The organism is Croceicoccus sp. Ery5 (assembly GCF_020985325.1).
Classification (GTDB): Bacteria; Pseudomonadota; Alphaproteobacteria; order Sphingomonadales; family Sphingomonadaceae; genus Croceicoccus.
Genome location: NZ_CP087587.1, coordinates 2,259,449 through 2,277,260 on the forward strand (window position 1 = coordinate 2,259,449; position 17,812 = coordinate 2,277,260).

At 63.8% G+C, this 17,812-nt stretch carries 18 protein-coding genes; 14 read left to right on the forward strand and 4 right to left on the reverse strand.

Features of this window, described 5'->3' with window-relative positions; translation table 11 throughout:
• Nucleotides 1-109 precede the first annotated feature (109 nt).
• The 5 genes from LOZ74_RS10630 to LOZ74_RS10650 all read left to right on the forward strand — a co-directional run bounded on the left by LOZ74_RS10630 (nt 110) and on the right by LOZ74_RS10650 (nt 5,593).
• Nucleotides 110-1,360 carry a S8 family serine peptidase gene (locus LOZ74_RS10630; RefSeq protein ID WP_230291192.1) on the forward strand — a complete coding sequence of 417 codons (1,251 nt, stop codon included), beginning with the start codon at nt 110-112 and terminating at the stop codon, nt 1,358-1,360.
• A 101-nt stretch (nt 1,361-1,461) separates the two neighbouring features.
• Nucleotides 1,462-2,316, forward strand: coding sequence for a hypothetical protein (locus tag LOZ74_RS10635; RefSeq protein ID WP_230291193.1), 855 nt, complete (start codon nt 1,462-1,464; stop codon nt 2,314-2,316).
• A 102-nt stretch (nt 2,317-2,418) separates the two neighbouring features.
• Complete coding sequence (locus LOZ74_RS10640; protein ID WP_230291194.1) at nt 2,419-3,201, forward strand: hypothetical protein; 783 nt, start codon at nt 2,419-2,421, stop codon at nt 3,199-3,201.
• 212 nt (nt 3,202-3,413) lie between these two features.
• On the forward strand, nt 3,414-4,019 hold the full coding sequence (locus tag LOZ74_RS10645; RefSeq protein WP_230291195.1) for an outer membrane protein: 606 nt from the start codon (nt 3,414-3,416) through the stop codon (nt 4,017-4,019).
• Nucleotides 4,020-4,186: 167 nt separating this feature from the next.
• The gene (locus LOZ74_RS10650; RefSeq protein WP_230291196.1) at nt 4,187-5,593 is read left to right on the forward strand and encodes an aldehyde dehydrogenase family protein; all 1,407 of its coding nucleotides are present in this window, start codon (nt 4,187-4,189) and stop codon (nt 5,591-5,593) included.
• A 24-nt stretch (nt 5,594-5,617) separates the two neighbouring features.
• On the opposite strand, the gene LOZ74_RS10655 is transcribed toward LOZ74_RS10650, so the two are convergent.
• A complete protein-coding gene (locus LOZ74_RS10655) occupies nt 5,618-6,208 on the reverse strand; it encodes a response regulator transcription factor (RefSeq protein WP_230291197.1) in 591 nt (196 codons plus the stop codon).
• 364 nt (nt 6,209-6,572) lie between these two features.
• Here LOZ74_RS10655 and LOZ74_RS10660 point away from each other — a divergent pair, with 364 nt between their 5' ends.
• The 5 genes from LOZ74_RS10660 (at nt 6,573) to LOZ74_RS10680 (ending at nt 12,602) form a co-directional block, all read left to right on the forward strand.
• On the forward strand, nt 6,573-7,661 hold the full coding sequence (locus tag LOZ74_RS10660) for an alcohol dehydrogenase catalytic domain-containing protein (protein WP_230291198.1): 1,089 nt from the start codon (nt 6,573-6,575) through the stop codon (nt 7,659-7,661).
• A gap of 17 nt (nt 7,662-7,678) precedes the next feature.
• On the forward strand, nt 7,679-8,566 hold the full coding sequence (locus tag LOZ74_RS10665) for a CPBP family intramembrane glutamic endopeptidase (RefSeq protein ID WP_230291199.1): 888 nt from the start codon (nt 7,679-7,681) through the stop codon (nt 8,564-8,566).
• 120 nt (nt 8,567-8,686) lie between these two features.
• A complete protein-coding gene (locus tag LOZ74_RS10670; RefSeq protein ID WP_230291200.1) occupies nt 8,687-9,499 on the forward strand; it encodes an alpha/beta fold hydrolase in 813 nt (270 codons plus the stop codon).
• A gap of 161 nt (nt 9,500-9,660) precedes the next feature.
• Nucleotides 9,661-10,491 carry an alpha/beta fold hydrolase gene (locus LOZ74_RS10675; protein ID WP_230293873.1) on the forward strand — a complete coding sequence of 277 codons (831 nt, stop codon included), beginning with the start codon at nt 9,661-9,663 and terminating at the stop codon, nt 10,489-10,491.
• 140 nt (nt 10,492-10,631) lie between these two features.
• A complete protein-coding gene (locus LOZ74_RS10680; RefSeq protein WP_230291201.1) occupies nt 10,632-12,602 on the forward strand; it encodes an ATP-binding protein in 1,971 nt (656 codons plus the stop codon).
• Nucleotides 12,603-12,613: 11 nt separating this feature from the next.
• On the opposite strand, the gene LOZ74_RS10685 is transcribed toward LOZ74_RS10680, so the two are convergent.
• The 3 genes from LOZ74_RS10685 to LOZ74_RS10695 form a co-directional block, all read right to left on the reverse strand.
• Complete coding sequence (locus tag LOZ74_RS10685) at nt 12,614-12,991, reverse strand: response regulator transcription factor (protein WP_230291202.1); 378 nt, start codon at nt 12,989-12,991, stop codon at nt 12,614-12,616.
• Nucleotides 12,992-13,102: 111 nt separating this feature from the next.
• Nucleotides 13,103-13,996, reverse strand: coding sequence for a LysR family transcriptional regulator (locus LOZ74_RS10690; RefSeq protein ID WP_230291203.1), 894 nt, complete (start codon nt 13,994-13,996; stop codon nt 13,103-13,105).
• Between the two features lie 38 nt (nt 13,997-14,034).
• A complete protein-coding gene (locus tag LOZ74_RS10695) occupies nt 14,035-14,562 on the reverse strand; it encodes a cupin domain-containing protein (protein ID WP_230291204.1) in 528 nt (175 codons plus the stop codon).
• A 181-nt stretch (nt 14,563-14,743) separates the two neighbouring features.
• Here LOZ74_RS10695 and LOZ74_RS10700 point away from each other — a divergent pair, with 181 nt between their 5' ends.
• The 4 genes from LOZ74_RS10700 to LOZ74_RS10715 all read left to right on the forward strand — a co-directional run bounded on the left by LOZ74_RS10700 (nt 14,744) and on the right by LOZ74_RS10715 (nt 17,797).
• The gene (locus LOZ74_RS10700) at nt 14,744-15,883 is read left to right on the forward strand and encodes a major royal jelly family protein (RefSeq protein ID WP_230291205.1); all 1,140 of its coding nucleotides are present in this window, start codon (nt 14,744-14,746) and stop codon (nt 15,881-15,883) included.
• Nucleotides 15,880-16,071, forward strand: a complete 192-nt coding sequence (locus tag LOZ74_RS10705) for a hypothetical protein (RefSeq protein ID WP_230291206.1) — start codon at nt 15,880-15,882, stop codon at nt 16,069-16,071. The genes LOZ74_RS10700 and LOZ74_RS10705 overlap by 4 nt, the downstream gene beginning before the upstream one ends.
• 52 nt (nt 16,072-16,123) lie before the next feature.
• Entirely contained in the window at nt 16,124-16,678 is a 555-nt protein-coding gene (locus LOZ74_RS10710; protein ID WP_230291207.1) for an ester cyclase, read from the forward strand.
• Between the two features lie 105 nt (nt 16,679-16,783).
• On the forward strand, nt 16,784-17,797 hold the full coding sequence (locus tag LOZ74_RS10715) for a zinc-binding alcohol dehydrogenase family protein (RefSeq protein WP_230291208.1): 1,014 nt from the start codon (nt 16,784-16,786) through the stop codon (nt 17,795-17,797).
• Nucleotides 17,798-17,812: the final 15 nt, after the last annotated feature.

A 17,812-nucleotide genomic window follows, 5' to 3' on the forward strand; every position in this document is an offset into this window, starting at 1 on the left:
TATCGAACGATGTGCTCAGTGTCTTTGCCTTCCATGCATTAAACGAACGGCGCGGCGCGTTTCATCCATGCTTAATGCGTTTTGTTGGATAGGCGGGATAGCGATGCGAATGTTTTCCCTTTCTTTTATGGCGGCGGCAATGGTGCTGGCCGCGCCTGCCGCTGCGCAGATCGGCCTGCCTTCGGCCCCGATGCCCCAAACGTCCTTGCCGGTGCCGGTGATCGGGCCAGTAGTCGGGCCGGTTGTCGGGCAGACGCTGGATGGCGTCGACCGCGCCGCGCAGGATGTGCAGCGCGAGATAGAGGGGCTGGCCCGCCAGCGGGTCCGTTCGATTAACCGCCTGCTGCGCGATAACCGGCAAAGCATAGAGGCGGACCGGCAGGGCGCCCCCGCACGGCGCGGTGAATTGCTGGTGCTGGATGCGGACGATACGACGCTGGAGGCTGCGCGGCAGGCGGGTTTCACCATTGTGTCGAGGGACATGATCGACGGGCTGGACATGGCCGTCACGCGGTTGCGTGTGCCCGACGCGATGGAACTGGCGGAGGCGGAGACGGTTCTGGCGCGCATCATGCCCGAAGCAAAGATCGCCGCCGACAATCTGCATTTTCCCGCCGGCCATGCCGCGACCCGCGCCGCTGCGCCATCGCAAACCGGCGCGATTGGAACCGATACCCCCGTCGGCATGATCGACAGCGCGCCCGTGCGTGATGCCGTTACCGAATTGCGCGGTTTTGCCACCGGCGCGCCATTGCCTGCTGACCATGGCTCTGCGGTCGCATCCCTGTTGACGGCATCGGGCGTCACACGCATCCGCGCTGCCGATGTCTATGGCAGCGACAAGGCGGGCGGGAACGCATTGGCGATTGCCAGGGCCATCGGCTGGCTGACGGCCAGTGGCACCAAGGTGGTGACGATCAGCCTTGTCGGCCCGCGCAATGCGGTGCTGGAACGGGCCATTGGCGCTGCGCAGGCCAGGGGCGTGGTAATCGTGGCCGCTGTCGGCAATGACGGGCCTGCCGCCCCTCCGGCCTTTCCCGCATCCTATGACGGGGTGGTCGCGGTGACGGCGGTGGATGGCAAACGCCGCGCGCTGATAGAGGCGGGCAAGGCGCTGCATCTGGATTATGCCGCGCCGGGTGCGGATATTTTCGGGCTGAACGCCATGGGTAAGCGGATGCGCCTGCGCGGCACATCCTTTGCGACACCGCTTGTGGCCGCGCGGATCGCACGGGCGAAAGCGGACGGGAAAGACTGGCGACGCGCTCTGGATGCAGAGGCGGTCGATCTGGGTGCCACGGGCGAAGATGCGATCTACGGGCGCGGACTGGTCTGTGCCGCATGCAAGGGTGCCCGCTGACAAAAAATTTCGGGGCGCATGGATTAAACCGGAAGCGGGGTTCGTTTTCCTTTCGAAGCAGCAGGGCACGGCGCCCTTGCCGCATAGGAAAGGACCCGATCATGAAGCGTTTTTATCTTACCGGCGCCATCGCCGTTCTGGCCATTGCCGCACCGGCCACGGCCCATGCGCAATTGCTGGGCGGCAGCGGCGGCATTGGCGGTGCCATTGGTGGCACTTTGGGCGGCGGCGGAGCCATCGGCGGTGCGGTTGGAAGCACTTTGGGTGCACCGACGGACAGCCTGCGGGGCACCACGCGCGGTGCGACCAGCGCCTCCACCAATGTGCAGGGCAGCAAATCGGTCGATGCCAGCACCGGCTCCGTCGCGGCCAATGGCAGCGTCGATACCGCCGCATCGGTTAGCGCAGGGCAGATGCTGGACACGCCGCTGGCGGGGCTGACCGGCAATGCGACGGCCGGCAGCAGCGATTCGGCCAGTGGCGGCGTGAACGCACAGCTTGTCGGAACCGACCAGATCGGCTCGACGCTGAGCGCGCCCACGCCAACCGCCGGTGCGGCGGTCGATGGCACCGCGCAGATGGCGACCAACACGGCAGCTACGGCGCAAATCATGGCAGGAAGCACCGCTTCCGCGACCGGAAATCGCCTTGCCGCCGCGGGTTCCGCTGCCGCCAATGCAGCGGGCAGTGTCGCCATCACACCCGCCATGCCCGTTACCGGCACCGACGGTCAGACGTTGGGGGCCGTCAGCCAGCTCGTCGTCGATGCGCGCGGCTATGTTGAATATGCGCTTGTCGATCTGGACGGTCTGACCGCGCAGCTTCCTGCCGGCAATTTCTCTGCGCAGGGCGATGCGCTGGTATCGGCCATGGGTGAAGCGGAAATGCGCCAGCTGGCCGAAGAACAGGCTGCCGACATGCCCACCGAAACCGCGGCCGACCATCCCGCCGAATAGGCCGCGCCAGCCCGTTCACCAACACATCCCCCCGAGAGGCCGGGAGGGGGTCATGGCCCCCTTCCGGACCGATCGCGCCCATTCATTGACCGGACCATCTTCATGCGTATCCCGATAATATTGCTGCTTGCCTGCACTCCCGCCACTGCCTTTGCGCAACAGGCCCAATCCGAAACCGGCCCAAGCTGGGAGGTTTCGAGCAGCGTCGAATATGAAAGCGGCGATTACGGCACCGGTACCGATATCGAGATTGTGTCGGTCCCGAACAGGCTGGGCATGTCCATCGGGCGTGTGCGACTGGTCGCAGCGATCCCTTTTTACCGGATCGAAGGGCCTGCCGATGTCATTCCCGGCAATGTGCTGGGCCTGCCCTTTTTGCCGCAGCCGCAGCCGGACGCAGACAGCGTAACCCGCAAGGGTTGGGGCGATCTGGAACTGGGCGCGGCCTATGCCCTGCCCGTCGAAACGGTCAATCTGTCGCTGTCGGGATCGGTCAAGCTGCCAACGGCCGAAAACGGCCTGGGCACGGGCGAAACCGATTACACCATCGGGGCAGAGCTTTCCAAAGCGCTGTCGGACAAGATCATCCCCTTTGCGAGCGTCAGCTATACGCTGCCCGGCAGTCCGGACGGCATTGCGCTGCAAGACCGCTATGCCGCCACAGGTGGCGTGGCGACATGGCTGGGCGGCAAGGCGCAGCTTTACGCTTCCTACCGCTATGCCGAAAACCCCGACGCCGTCGCCACCAGCGACCAGAGGGTTCAAACAGGGCTGAATGCATGGGTCGGCAGCGGCCTGTCGCTGGGTGTTTACGGATCGGCAGGCCTGTCGAAGGGTGCACCCGATCAGTCGGTCGGATTGCGGATCGGGCTCGCACTGGACTAGGCGGCGCGGTTTCGGGGTTGGCCGCCCCGTCTCCTTCCGGATGCGGACGGGCTTTCATATCCCTTCTTTCGCCGGTCAAGCCCATACCGTCGGCCATAACCACCATCCCATGGGCTCGGCCTGCCGATACTCCGGAACAATAACGAAACGACGCCGCGACTTCTACCTGCATCGCAGACGAGCCAACCGGCTCTTGCGAATGGAGAAATGAAATGAAGTCGATTTATCTGGCTGCCCTTGCCCTGGCGTCGGCGGTCCCTGCGGGCGCTGCGCAGGCCGAGGAATTCGATGGCCCCTATGCGGGCGTACAGCTTGGTTGGAACGAGGACGATGTCGGCACGGTCGGTTCGGGCGTCGGCCGGATCAGCGTCGACAAGTCGCAGGATTCCTTCGCAGGCGGCGGCTATATCGGCTATGACTTCCGGGTAGCCCCGAAGGTCGTTCTGGGTGTCGAGGGCGACATCGGCTTTGCAGCGGACGACCGGATCACCCGCAAGGGCCGCGATACGATCAGTTCGCTCGATCCCAAGCGCAGCCTCAGCCTGTCGGCGCGGGCCGGCTATATCGTGGCCGATGGCACGCTTGCCTATATTCGCGGCGGTTACACCAATGCCCGCGTCCGCGCGAGCCTGACCGATGCCGACGGCACAATTGCATCGTCGTCGGACCGCGACGCGTGGCTGGTCGGCGGCGGTGTCGAGAAATATATCATGCCCGACGTCAGCGTCCGGCTGGAATACCGCTTTACCGACCTCAGCGACGGTTCGGGAAAATTCGACCGGCATCAGGCGCTGGCAGGCGTTTCCTACCGCTTTTAATCCCCGCTCCTGCCGTTTTGCGAACCCGACACCCCCGCCCGTGGCCAATACCGGTCGCGGGCAAAGGGCCGGGTTCATCGCCCTTCGTTGCCGACGGTCCGGATCGGGGCCTTCGCGTGCGCAGGGGCAATAACCGCCAACCGAAACTCCGTTACGAAAGTCGCACCATGGCCTATCGCACGCTCAACCCTTCGACAGGCATTGTCGAGGCCGGTTTTCCCACCCTGTCCGACGATGAAACCATGGCCGCCCTCGCGCAGGCAGAGCATTGCTTTCGCGAGGACTGGTCCCGCCGCAGCATCGCGGACCGCGCCGCCATCATGGCCCGCGCATCGCAATTGATGACCGCCGAGATCGACCGTCTTGCGCAGCTGTCCGTTCGCGAGGTTGGCAAGCTTTACACCCATGCGCTGGGCGAATTGCAGCTCGCCGCTGCGATCCTTGCCTATTACGCGCAGGAAGCGGCGGACATGCTCGCCCCCAGGCCCGTGCGGGGATATGACGGAGCGACCGTTCACACCCTGCCGCTGGGCGTATTGCTGGCGGTGGAGCCGTGGAATTTTCCGTTCTATCAGATCGCCCGCGTCGCTGGGCCGCAATTGATGGCGGGCAATGTGCTGATGGTGAAACACGCCAGCAATGTGCCGCAATGCGCTGCGGCCATTGCCGACATATTCCGCCGCGCGGGCGCACCCGCGGGGGTCTATACCAATCTTTATGCCAGCACCGGTCAGGTTGCGATGCTGATCGACGACGATCGCGTGCGCGGCGTCACGCTGACCGGCAGCGAGGGCGCGGGCGCATCGGTCGCCATGCGGGCCGCGGCAAAGTTGAAGAAATCGGTGCTCGAACTGGGTGGGTCGGACCCGATGATCGTGCTGGACGACGCCCCCGTCGCAGCGACGGTCGCCAATGCCGTGGCGGGCCGGATGAACAACACCGGACAAAGCTGTGTCGCGACCAAGCGCATGATCGTGGTCGGCAGGGAACGCGGCGCGCTGTTTCTGAATGAAATGATCGATGCGCTGGGTGCCTTGCAGCCCGGCGATCCGATGGATCCGGCGACCATGTTGGGCCCCGTCTCGTCCGAAAAGGCGCTGAACGACCTGCTCGACCAGATCGGTCGTGCCAGGATCGCGGGCGCGCAAATCGCATTGGGCGGAAACCGGATCGACCGGCCCGGCTTTTACCTGCAACCCACGATCCTGACCGGCGTGGACCGCGACAATCCGGTCTATTCCGAGGAAATTTTCGGTCCCGTTCTGGCCTATCACGTCGTCGATACGGAAGAGGAAGCGCTGGCCATCGCCAATGATGTGCGATTGGGGCTGGGCAGCGCGGTGTTTACCGGCGATCCCGATCGCGGTGCCGCCCTCGCCCTGCGGATTGAGGCGGGGATGACCTTCGTCAACCATCCCACATGGTCGGCACCGCAATTACCGTTCGGCGGGATCAAGGCATCGGGCTATGGCCGCGAACTGGGCGAGCCGGGCATCGGCGAATTCGTCAATCGCAAGCTGGTCGCGGTTTCGCCTGCCGGTTCGCCGCCCTTCGGCGCCGAACGCGCCGGTTGACCGGACGAAGGTCGGGACGCCGGGTCATAGCCCCAGCATCTCGACCTTGCGAACCATATCGGCCACCGACCGCGCCTTCAGTTTGCGGCCTGCGCTGCTGCGATGCATTTTGACGGTGATTTCGGTCACCCCCAGCTCATAGGCGATCTGCTTGTTGAGCAGACCGCGCCCGACACCCTGCACCACTTCCACCTCGCGCGGGGTCAGCGCGCTGGCGAGCCTGCGCAGATCGTCGAGCTCGCGCGCCTCATGCCGCCGCGCCTCGTCGTGGCGCAGCGCCTGATGCACCGCGTCGAGCAATTCCTGTTCGCGGAACGGCTTTGCAAGGAAATCGACCGCACCGGCCTTCATCGCGCGTACCGATGTGGGGACGTCGGCATGGCCGGTAATAAAAATGATGGGCACACCCGCACCGGCCTCGGCCAGTTGCTCCTGCAACTCCAGACCGCCCGATCCGGGCAGGCGCAGATCGAGGACAAGGCAACTGGGCCGGTCGGGCAAACCCGCATCCAGCAATTCGCGGGTCGATTCATAGGTCGCAGATTCGATCCCGACCGATGCGAACAGGTCGCGCAGGCTGTCGCGAATGTCCCGATCGTCGTCGACGACCAACACGACAGGCGCCGGACCGTCCGCTGCGTCCGTTTGTGATTTTGCTGGCGAAACGATCCGGTCAACGCTCAACGTTCTTCCCCCTTGATGGACCGGCGGCACGGACCGGCGCGGACCGGTTTCGTGCACGCTCGATACAAAATACCGATTTGCTTGCCGCAATGATAGGCGGGCTGCGCGCCGGATTGGCCCTATACCTTGGAGTGTATCATACGCCGCCGCTGCAACCGCGCGCGGTGCATATGGCGCGGCAAACACACCAATATGCGGCCACCCTATACGAGGGTAGCGATGGGCGGCCGCCCGTGCGGTCATTAGGCTTTTGCGAAACATGCGAAATCGCATCAATCTTGCAGGAGCAGTCCCGATGAAAGCCGCAGTCCTCAATGCCTTTGACGGCACGTTCCAGATCGAGGAAATCGAGATCGACCGCCCCAAGGGCCGCGAAGTGCTGGTCGAGGTGAAGGCTTGCGGGCTGTGTCATTCCGACCTGCATCTGGCCGAAGCCGATTTCGGCACGCCGCTTCCCGCCGTTCTGGGCCATGAAGTGGCCGGAATCGTGCTTGAAACCGGGCCGGATGTGCGTGATTTCGCCGTGGGCGACCATGTGGTGGGATCGCTGATCCAGTCATGCGGCCATTGCAACGCCTGCCGGTCGGGCCGGACATATCAATGCGAAAAGCCGAACGAAACCCTGCGCGCGGGCGAAGAGGGGCAGCGACTGACCCGCGCGGGCCAGCCCGTCACTACCGGATGGGGCACGGCAGGCTTTGCCGAACGCACGCTCGTGCATGAAAACCAGCTGGTAAGGGTTCCCGATGAACTGCCCTTTGCACAGGCATCGTTGCTGGGTTGCAGTGTCATCACCGGTGCGGGCGCGGTAATCAATACGGCCGGCATGAAGCCCGGCGACAGCGTGGCGGTAATCGGTGTGGGCGGCGTGGGGCTGAACGCCATCGCAGGCGCACGGCTGGCGGGCGCGTCGAAAATCATCGCCATCGACCTCGCTGCGGAAAAAGAGGCGCTGGCCATCCGCTTTGGCGCGACGGATTTTATCCGCGCGGGCGAAGGAGATGCTGTCGCTGCGGTCCGCGAAATCACCGAAGGCGGTGTGAACCACGCGTTCGAGGTGATCGGGCTGGTCCCGACATCGCAGCAGGCCGTGCAAATGGCCCGAACAGGCGGCAGCGCCTATCTGATCGGCCTCCACCGTCCCGGCATCGAAATGGCGGTTCAGGGCCTTGACCTGATCGTGCGGCAGGTGGGGGTCCGCGGCGTCTTTATGGGATCGAGCAATATTCGCCACGATGTTCCCATGTTTGCCGAACTCTATCTGCAGGGCCGCTTCAATCTCGACGATCTGATCTCGAAAGAGATCAATATTGCCGAAATCAACGACGCCTATCAGGATCTGAAACACGGCGCGGTGGCGCGCAGTGTGATTACATCGTTCTGACAGCGGGTATGCGCGTAATGACCGGCACGGGATATCGTTTCGAAACGGGTGATGACGGCGTGCTGCGGGCCGGTCGCTGGCGCTGGCTGCGGGCGCTGGGGTGGATGGCGACGCTATTGGCGGCGATGATCGCGATCCTGTCGCTGCAATCCGTCGTGCACGGGATTTTTCCCGACGACCGTGTCAGATTGGCAATGGCCTTCGTTTCAACCGCGCTGGCCTATCTGGCCTATGCCGGATTGGTACGCCTGGGCGAGAAGCACGTGCCGCAAGAGCTCTCGTGGCGCGCCCTGCCGCGCGATCTGGTGGCCGGAATGGTCGCAGGCGGCGCTTTATTCGGCTTGATATTCGCCATTTTGTGGCTTAGCGGCGCCTATGTCGTGTCTGCCGGTGTCTGGTCGGACTGGCCACACGATCTGCGCGAAACGATCGGCACCGGCTTGCTGGAAGAACTGCTGGCCCGCGCCATCATCTTCCGCCTGCTGGCCCGCGCGTTCGGCTTGCGCTGGGCATTCGCGCTTTCTGCAGCCGCCTTTGGCGCCGCCCATCTCGGCAACGATCACGCCTCACCCTTCGCGGCAGTCGCCATCGCAGTGGAAGCGGGGTTGATGCTGGCCGGCTTCTACGTCCTTACGGGACGGCTGTGGATGTCGGTCGGCGCCCATGCCGCCTGGAACTTCATGCAGGGCGCGGTCTTTGGCGCGCGCGTTTCGGGGATCGAGGGCAGCGGAAGCCTGCTGGTCAGCCACCCCGCAGCCCGTGTTCCCGACTGGTGGAGTGGCGGCGCTTTCGGGCCCGAGGCCTCTCTGCCCGCCATCGCGGTCGGGCTGTCAGCCTTTGCCGCGACCATGCTGTATCGCCGCCACCTCATGGCCCACCCGTTGCCGGAAGCAGCGCCCGCTTAGGCCGCGGTCGGGCGCGCAACCTACCAAGGTGTGGGTCTGCGATGCCGAGCGTATAATGGCGGGCCGGCGTATAAAGGCCGATCTGTGGGACAGCGAAAAACTCTCGCCGGAAAGCTGTTCATGTCCCACTTGCGCTATGTCCCGACCGAATTCGGCCAGATCGCCTATCGCGAAGACGGCGCGGGTGATGGCCTGCCGCTGCTGTTGTGCCAGCGGTTTCGCGGAACGATCGACGATTGGGACCCTGCCTTCTTCGCCCCGCTTTCCGAACACAGGCGGGTGATCCGCTTCGACAGCGCGGGCATTGGCGGATCGGGCGGCAGCGTCCCTCCGACGATAGAGGCGATGGGTCATGTCGCCATCGCCTTTCTGGATGCCTTGCAGATAAGCCGCGCCGACCTGCTGGGCTGGTCGCTGGGCGGGATAGTGGCGCAGCACGCCGCTTTACAGGCGCCGCATCGGTTCCGCCGCGTTATCATCGCAGGTTCGGGTCCCGGCGGTGCGGCAGAGGGCCCTGCCCCGCACCCCAAGGTGCGCGAAGTGATGGCGCATCCCCACAACGGGCCCGACGATTTCCTCTTCCTGTTCTTCCACGACAGCGAAACGAGCAGGACCGCCGGGCGGAACTGTCTGCGCCGCCTTGCCGGCGCAGGCCAGACCGTTCCGCCCGTCAGCGGACCCGGCTTCATCGGCCAGCTGAAAGCCATTGCCGCCGATACGGGCGTGCGCGAGCGCCTGGCAGATCTGGCGATGCCCCTGCTCGTCGCCAATGGCGTGCATGATGTGATGATCCCCGCCTTTCGGTCCTATCTGATCGCGCAATCGGCACCCGCCGCGAAGCTGATCCTCTATCCCGACGCGGGCCATGCCTTCCTGTTTCAGTATGCCGATGAATTCGCATCGGAAATCAACCGGTTCCTGTCCGAAGTATAAGGCAGAGGGAGACAAGCATGAACGAACCCAATTCCCTTTTCGACGTGAACCGGCGCGACCTGTTGCTGGGTCTCGCCGCAGGCGGCGCGCTGTCAATGGCGACCGCTACGCCCGCCGGAGCATCCGGCTTTTTCCAAGCCATCGAACGAGGAGATATCCGCATGAGCACCATTACCACTGCCGACGGCACCAGCATCTTCTACAAGGACTGGGGCCCCAAGAACGCGCAGCCGATCATGTTTCACCATGGCTGGCCGCTCAGCGCCGACGACTGGGACGCGCAGATGCTGTATTTTCTGGGCAAGGGCTTTCGCGTGATTGCCCATGACCGCCGCGGTCACGGCCGGTCGAGCCAGACCGATACCGGAAACGAGATGGACACCTATGCTGCCGACGTGATCGCGCTGACCGATCATCTCGACTTGCGCAATGCAATCCATGTCGGTCATTCGACCGGCGGGGGCGAGGTTGCCCGCTATGTCGCGCGTGCGAAGCCGGGCCGCGTCGCCAAGGCCGTTCTGATCAGCGCGGTCCCCCCGATCATGTTGAAGACCCCCGCCAATCCCGGCGGCCTGCCGATCGAAGTGTTCGACGGTTTCCGCCAGGCACTCGCGGCCAATCGCGCCAAATTTTACGACGATGTCGCTTCGGGCCCCTTCTATGGCTTTAACCGGCCCGGCACGGAAACGATCGAACCCATCGTCCGCAACTGGTGGCGACAAGGCATGATGGGCGGCGCCAAGGCCCATTACGACTGCATCAAGGCATTCAGCGAGACCGATTTCACCGAAGATCTGAAGGCGATCGACGTGCCGGTGCTGGTCATGCACGGCAGCGACGATCAGGTCGTGCCGATCGCGGATTCGGCGGAACTGTCGGCCAAGCTGATCCGCAAAGCCAGCCTGAAGGTTTACGAAGGCTGGCCGCACGGGATGTTCGTTACCCATGCCGACACGATCAACCCGGACATTCTTGCGTTCATCAAAGCGTAAAAACCCGCCGGAAACATGCCGTTTCCTCGGCGCAATACTGTGACGAATGACCGTCATGCATCCATGCATGGCGGTCATCGTTGCTATTACCGAAAGAATACGTGATGAGTGCCGCAGCGATCGATCGGGTGACGATGATCATGACTGGCAGAACCACCGTAATACTCAGGCAGTTCGTTGCCGCTGCTTTGGCCGCGTTCGTTTATTCGGTCGATTTGCGGTCCGGCTTCGACGTTTCGATCGCGGTTCTCTATGCACTTGTCCTGCTGATCGGCGGCATCGGCCAGTCACCTTTGGTCATCCGCATCTGGATGGGCATTTGCGCCGGGCTTGCGGTGCTGTCCTTTCTGCTGGTGCATTGGCACGATCCCGATATCGGCAGCGTCCTTCGCCTGTTGTTCGCACTGGTCGCGGTGGCCATTACCGGCGCCCTGCTGACCAGCCGCTTCAATATCGAGGCGATGCGCGCACAGGTCGAGCACAGCCGCGAAGAGCTGCGCATTTTCGCCGATTCCGTGCCGCAATTGCTGTGGGCGGCCTATCCCGACGGGCGCTATTACTTCCTTAGCCGCCAGTTCACCGAATTTACCGGCGTGTCCCGCGAACAGGCCATCCGCGACCAGAACTGGACCGACACGATCCACCCCGACGACCGCGAGGCATTTCTGGAAGAGATGCGCGCCGCCTATCGCGACGAAAGCGAGATGCGCGCCTATTTCCGCGTCCGCAGCCGCGCGGGTGATTATTGCTGGATGTATTGGGTCGCCGCGCCCTATCGCATACCGGAAACGGGACGCATCCATCGCTGGTACGGCGGCTGCGCCAATGTCGATGCGCAGTTCAAGGCGCAAGAAACCATCCGCGAGCTCAACCATACGCTGGAACGCAGGGTCGAGGAACGCACCGAAGAGCTGATGCAAAGCGAATGGCGCTATCGCTCGCTGTTTCAGGACCGGAATATTGGCGTCATCGAACTCGATCTGAGCCGTGCCAAACAATCGCTCGACAAATTGCGGGGCGATGGATTGCGCGACTTCCACGCCCATTTCGCGGCCCGTCCGGACGAATTCGAAGCCATGCTGCTATCGATCCGCACGCTCGACCTGAACCGGACATACCGGGATATGCTGGGCTTTGACGACGACAGCGTCCGCGAACTGCTGGGCCATTCACCCGGTGAAAACCGGATGGGCGGTCGCGCAATATTGATCCGCGTACTGGAAGCGATTTTCAGCGGCGAGGAAAGCATCGGCGGCACCGCGACGATCCGCGACCGCGCAGGACGGAAACTGGCCATTGCCTATGCCATCAACCTGTCACCCGCCGGCATCGCCTTTTGCACCGTGGTCGATATTTCCGAGCGCGAGCGCGCGCACGAGCTTTTGCTGCAGGCGCAAAAGGAAATGGCCCGCGCAAACCGCGTGGCGACGGTCGGTGCGCTTTCGGTTTCGCTGGCTCACGAACTGAACCAGCCCATTGCATCGATGTCGGTCGATGTCGAAACAGGCTTGCGCGCGTTGAACGCGCCGAAAGTTGATCGCGACCTGATGGCTCGCCTGCTCGACCGGCTGTCGCGCAACACGCAGCGGCTTGCCGGAATCGTCCAGAAAACCCGCAGCAGGGTCACGGGGCGCAGTCAGACCGCCGCTTCGGTCGACCTGTGCGAACTTGCGCGCGAAACCGTGCAATTGCTTGCGCCCGATGCAGCCTCGCGAGAGGCGAGCCTGCACCTCGATTGCGACAGCGATATTCCCCGGGTCGAAGGCGATCCCGTCGAAATCCAGCAGGTCCTCGTCAATCTGATCGTCAATGCGCTGGACGCGATGGCAGGGCAGCGAATCGAACATTCGCGCGTCGGGATCGCCCTTCGCGCCGACGGTGACATGGTTCGCGCAACCGTTTCGGACACAGGGCCGGGCATTCCCGACGATCTGGCCGATGCGATCTTCCAGCCCTTTTTCACCACCAAGCCCGACGGCGTCGGCATGGGGCTGCAAATCTGCCGTTGGACGATCGAGGCGATGGGCGGCGACCTGAAAGTCGGCAACGGGCCCGAAGGCGGCGCGCAATTCACCTTTTCGCTGATCGCCGAAGAACCGCGCCGGATCTAGCGAATAAGGGTTCAGCCCACGGTTTCGCGCACCAGTTCCAGCAGACGCAGGGGCCTGAAAGGCTTTTCGACGACATCGACAACGCCATAACGCCGCGCCAGAGAGCGGATCGCAGGGGTTGCAAATGCGGTGACCAGAACAAAGGGCAGTTCGCTGCCCCCGCCGCGCAGCATCCTGATCATTTCCAGCCCTGTCATGCCGGGCATATGCAGATCGGTAATGACCATGGCCGGCGTTGCGCCACCCTCTTGCGCATTCGCGCGCGCGCAGAACGCATCGGCGCTGGCATAGGTCGCCACGGCGTAACCGTTACTGACGAATAAGGCGCACAGCGAATGACGGATATCCTCGTCATCGTCGACAATGGCTACAAGCGGGCTGGCTGACACTCGATTTCCTCGTCCTGGCCTGAATTGCCAGCAGGATTGAAATATCGCAGTTTTCGCCCGTTGGGCACCCCTACCACGGTATGCTGCCTGTGGGGTTTGATAGGGCTGCAATCATATTTGTGCAGGCGTTGCCCCGACCAGATGATCGACCAGCGCACGCAGGCGGCGCAATCGCCGCAGATCGGTGTGATAGCCCAGCCAGATATCGCGGCCCGGCGGCTCTGCGTTCGCGATCATTTCGACCGGCAGGGCATCGCCGATCACCCGCGGCAGCACGGCAAGCCCCGCGCCCCCCGCGCAGGTCCGTCCCTGCCATTCGCGGCTGTTGCTGCGCAGCACCATGCGCGCTTCGGGGTATTGGCGGCCCAGCCATTGCACATCGGCTGCATTGTCGAGGGCGCTGTTCAGGCCGATCAGACGATGCCCCTTGCCCCCGTCATCCGTGCGGGGCGCACCATGGCGCGCCAGATAGTCGGCATGGGCGTACAAGCCATAGCGGACATGGGTGAACTTGCGCTGCACGACTTCGGAACTGTTGAACGGAACAAAGCGGAACACCAGATCGGCTTCGCGGCGCTGAAGATCGGACATGCGCCAGTCGACGACCAGCTCGACCGTCATTGCCGGATGGTCCAGCGCGAAACCGGCCAGCGGCGTGGCAAGCACCGTATTGGCGAACCAGTCCGACGTGCTCAACCGCAGCATGCCTTCCAGCCGGCCCTCGCCGCCCATCAGCTTGCGCTCCAGCGCGATGGCATCGCCTTCCATGTTCTCGGCATGGGCCAGCATCGCCTCGCCCTCGTCAGTCAGGCGATGACCCGATGGCGTCCTCTGGAACAATGGCGCACCGACAGCCTTTTCCAGCGCGCGCAGTCGCCTGCCCGCAGTTGGCTGGCTCAGATCCAGCCTTGCCGCGGCAGCGGTCAGCGTTCCGGCGCGGGCAATCTCCAGAAACAGGCGAAGATCGTCCCAGTTGATCCTGCGGTTCGGGTTCGGGCCATGCATCGCCGTTGTTTAGACAATGCACGCACGCCTGTCGCCTCTCATTGCGGTGCTTTTGGTCCGGTCACATCAATCGTCGCCACCGACGCAATGCCATCGGCCCAGTCCTGCCGCGCCGGTGCAAAGAAATCGATATCGACCGTGTTGACGGGACATGTGAATTCATGCGGCACGTTGGGCGGTATCACCAGCACCATTCCCGCCCGCATCTCGAACCGCTGCCCCTGCGAATAGACATCGCATCGCCCGCTGACGATCCATGTCGTCTGCTCGTACGCGTGGTGGTGCAAGGGGAAATGCCCGCCTGCCTTGATCGTCCATTTGACGAAGGTCGATTGCGAACCGCCCAGATACTGGCGCCGGACGAGAGGGGATATCTGCTCGGCCGTTTGCGCGTCGAGAGCGTATAGCACCGGCATTGCGGCGCTATGCGCACTGACGCTGGGTATGATGCCCCGCCCGGGCGCCGGGGTTACCGTCGGCGGCCCGTCGATGGCGGGGGCCAACGGTTCCTGTGCCAGCAATATTGGCGCAACGACCAGCCCAGTCGCGGCAAATGCTTTCTTCATGGGCGGTCTCCGGCATGATCCCCGCCCTGATCTCACAAAGCGGGCAGGCAGCGAAACTGCGCCAGAGTCGATAGGATCACCGCCCGACGTATAGGTTGAGAGCGAGCGGGTTTTCGCTGTTTCATGCCGGTGTGCAGCAAGCCGATCCGCGACCGGACGGCCCCTTCCCCGCAGGAGACAGATGATGCGAATACCGGCAAAGCGGCCAAACGCGCGGTTGCGGCAATGGCTGATCGGCACCGCATGCATCGGCGGCGCGGCGCTTCTGGTTGCCAGCCAGATGCCGCGACAGGCGATTGCCGAACCGGTGCGCCTGCAAAGCGAGGCGACAAGCGACAGCGCGGTGTGGAACGCGGTGGTCGTGCACAAGGGATCGGTATATCTCGCCGGACCGCGCTGGGCGGGTAACACGGGCGCGGCGCTGACCCGCCTTCGCCGCGGCGTGCCGACCCCCTATCCCGATCGCAAATGGAACGAGTGGCGGGCGGGCGCGGACGCGGCCCGCAGCTTCGTCAATATCAACGCTCTGCGACTGGGCCCGGATGGCGGCCTTTGGGCAGTCGACAGCGGTTCGCCGGAATTCGGCGGGGGCCCTCTGCCCGGCGGTGCAAAGCTGGTGCGGATCGATCCGCAAACGTCGCGGGTTACCCGCGTGATCGGTTTCGCGCCCGATATCGCAAGGCCCGGTTCCTATGTCGACGATGTGCGGTTCAACGGTCGCCATGCCTATCTGACCGATGCAGGCAATCCGGGGATCATCGTACTCGATCTCGAAACCGGACAGGCGCGCCGCGTGCTCGATGGCGACCGGTCGACGACCGCGCGGCCCGAACGGGCAATCCGCGTCGATGGCGCCACGCTCGACGGCCCCGATGGCAGGCCGCTGCTTGTTCATGCCGATCCGATGGAATTGACGCCCGACAGGCGCTGGCTGCTGTTCGGCCCGCTGGCAGGGCCATGGTCGCGTGTCCCGACGCGGCTGCTCGACGATCCGGAAATTGCTGCGCCAGAGCTTGCGCGCGCGGTCGAACCCTTTGCCGACCTGCCGCCGACCGGCGGCACGGCCATGGACGCAGCCGGCAATCTCTATTTCTCGGATCTGTCAGACGATGCGATCCGCGTGCGCCGTCCCGATGGCCGTGTCGAAACACTCGTCTCCGATCCGCGGCTCCACTGGGTCGACGCCATGTTCATCGACGATGCCGACCGGCTGTGGATGCCCGCCGCGCAGATCGACCGCGTTCCCCTGTTTCAAAAGGGCGTATCGAAACTGCGCCGTCCCCTGACCATCTGGTCCGTACCGCTGGAGCCCGCATCATGACCGGTAACGACCCCGACCGGCTTTGCCGCCACCGCGAGCAATTGCTCGACGCCGCACTGGAAGACAGTTTTCCGGCAAGCGACCCGCCCGCCCCGCAACAGTTCATCGGCGCACCGGTCCCTTCGGCCGCCGCCTCGCCGGCAAAGGGCCAGACGCCATCCCGCGACCGACCCGATCGGCAAGGGTGACGAACGCTTGCCCCTGTCGGCCCTGCCCCATTCCAGAACGGAGAGCATCCCCATGACCCGCATAATATATTCCGCCGCCATTGCCATCATTGCCGCAAGTGCTGCGCCAGCCCTGGCGGGAACCTTGCCCGATGCCGATGCAATCGAAATGACCCGCCCGCACGAGATGATCGTTTCCACTGCCATCGATGACGAGGCGCTGGCCGCCATTCTGGCGCCGGTCGACGCATTCTACGGTTTCTGGGCCAATGGCAGCCCTGTCCTGCTGAACCGCGCGATCGGTGCCGATTTCATCGATCACACGCTTCCAGACGGACGGCCGCAGGGGCCGACCGGTCCCGCCGTCGCCTCTGCCGGTTTTCTGGAGGCCGTTCCCGATCTGAAAGTCACCGTTGTGCAACGACTGGTCGTCGGCGACAGGGTCGTTTCGCATTTGCGCTTTAGCGGGCATTTCACCGGCCGTTTCGATGGCATGTCCGGTCACGGCCAGCCGGTCGATTTCATCGCCACCGATATCGTGCGGGTGCGCGACGGCCGGATTACCGACAACTGGCATCTGGAAGACAATCTGACCTTCCTGCGCCAGATCGATGCATTGCCCGGCTAGACACCGCCATACATCGATGAATGAGCGTCAGTCGTTTGCAGCCATACCTAAAGCGAAATGCATGTCCGATCTTGCAGGAAACCAGTTTAGCAGGAGGTATTTTCCATGAAAGCAGTCGGATATCACACCGCCGGAAGCATCGATCGTCCCGATGCGCTACTCGATCTCGAAATCGAGCGCCCCCGCCCGGGTCCGCGCGACATTCTGGTTCGGGTCAAGGCCGTTTCGGTCAATCCGGTCGATGTCAAAGTCCGCGCGAGCGCCGCGCGGACCGATGGCGATCCGAAAATTCTGGGCTGGGACGCAGCCGGCATCGTCGAGGAAACCGGCAGCGAGGTGACATTGTTCGCGCCGGGTGACGAGGTGTATTACGCTGGCGACATCACGCGTCAGGGCACCAACGCCGAGTTCCACGCAGTCGACGAACGCATCGCGGCGCACAAGCCGCGCACGCTGGACTGGGCCGATGCAGCCGCGCTGCCGCTGACCGCAATCACCGCCTGGGAAATTCTGTTCGAACGGCTGCGCGTCCCTTATGGCCACAAGCGAACGGGTGGAACGCTGCTGGTGATCAATGGCGCGGGCGGTGTCGGCTCGATCCTGATCCAGCTGGCCCGACGCCTGACCGGCCTGACCGTGATCGCGACCGCTTCACGCACCGAAACGGTCGACTGGGTGCGCCAGATGGGTGCCCATCACGTTATCGACCATCATCAACCCATCGACAGCGAACTTTCGCGCATCGGATATGCGCAGGTCGATTACGTGGCCGGACTGACCGCCAGCGACCGCTATCTGCCGCTGTTCCCCGAGATCGTTGCGCCGCAGGGTCATATCGCCCTGATCGACGATCCCGACCATTTCGACATCGTACCGCTGAAGCGGAAATCGATTACCGTGGCGTGGGAGCTGATGTTCACCCGCCCGATGTTCGGCACCGACGACATGATCGAACAGCACAGGCTGTTGCAGGAAGTGGCGCATCTGGTGGACGAAAACGTGCTGCGCACGACCCGCACGCAAACGCTGCGGCCGATCAACGCCGCCAATCTGAAAGAGGCACACCGGCTTGCCGAAAGCGGCAGGGCGATCGGCAAGACCGTCCTCGAAGGGTTTTAGGGCGCTGCGAAGGAG

Bases quoted from the DNA above. Each gene is read 5' to 3' on its own strand.
- LOZ74_RS10690 (WP_230291203.1), bottom strand. From the start codon at position 13,996: ATGCATGGCCCGAACCCGAACCGCAGGATCAACTGGGACGATCTTCGC.
- LOZ74_RS10675 (WP_230293873.1), top strand. From the start codon at position 9,661: ATGAGCACCATTACCACTGCCGACGGCACCAGCATCTTCTACAAGGAC.
- LOZ74_RS10680 (WP_230291201.1), top strand. From the start codon at position 10,632: ATGACTGGCAGAACCACCGTAATACTCAGGCAGTTCGTTGCCGCTGCT.
- LOZ74_RS10660 (WP_230291198.1), top strand. From the start codon at position 6,573: ATGAAAGCCGCAGTCCTCAATGCCTTTGACGGCACGTTCCAGATCGAG.
- LOZ74_RS10710 (WP_230291207.1), top strand. From the start codon at position 16,124: ATGACCCGCATAATATATTCCGCCGCCATTGCCATCATTGCCGCAAGT.
- LOZ74_RS10705 (WP_230291206.1), top strand. From the start codon at position 15,880: ATGACCGGTAACGACCCCGACCGGCTTTGCCGCCACCGCGAGCAATTG.
- LOZ74_RS10665 (WP_230291199.1), top strand. From the start codon at position 7,679: ATGACCGGCACGGGATATCGTTTCGAAACGGGTGATGACGGCGTGCTG.
- LOZ74_RS10630 (WP_230291192.1), top strand. From the start codon at position 110: ATGTTTTCCCTTTCTTTTATGGCGGCGGCAATGGTGCTGGCCGCGCCT.
- LOZ74_RS10635 (WP_230291193.1), top strand. From the start codon at position 1,462: ATGAAGCGTTTTTATCTTACCGGCGCCATCGCCGTTCTGGCCATTGCC.
- LOZ74_RS10640 (WP_230291194.1), top strand. From the start codon at position 2,419: ATGCGTATCCCGATAATATTGCTGCTTGCCTGCACTCCCGCCACTGCC.
- LOZ74_RS10700 (WP_230291205.1), top strand. From the start codon at position 14,744: ATGATGCGAATACCGGCAAAGCGGCCAAACGCGCGGTTGCGGCAATGG.
- LOZ74_RS10650 (WP_230291196.1), top strand. From the start codon at position 4,187: ATGGCCTATCGCACGCTCAACCCTTCGACAGGCATTGTCGAGGCCGGT.
- LOZ74_RS10715 (WP_230291208.1), top strand. From the start codon at position 16,784: ATGAAAGCAGTCGGATATCACACCGCCGGAAGCATCGATCGTCCCGAT.
- LOZ74_RS10670 (WP_230291200.1), top strand. From the start codon at position 8,687: ATGTCCCACTTGCGCTATGTCCCGACCGAATTCGGCCAGATCGCCTAT.
- LOZ74_RS10645 (WP_230291195.1), top strand. From the start codon at position 3,414: ATGAAGTCGATTTATCTGGCTGCCCTTGCCCTGGCGTCGGCGGTCCCT.
- LOZ74_RS10695 (WP_230291204.1), bottom strand. From the start codon at position 14,562: ATGAAGAAAGCATTTGCCGCGACTGGGCTGGTCGTTGCGCCAATATTG.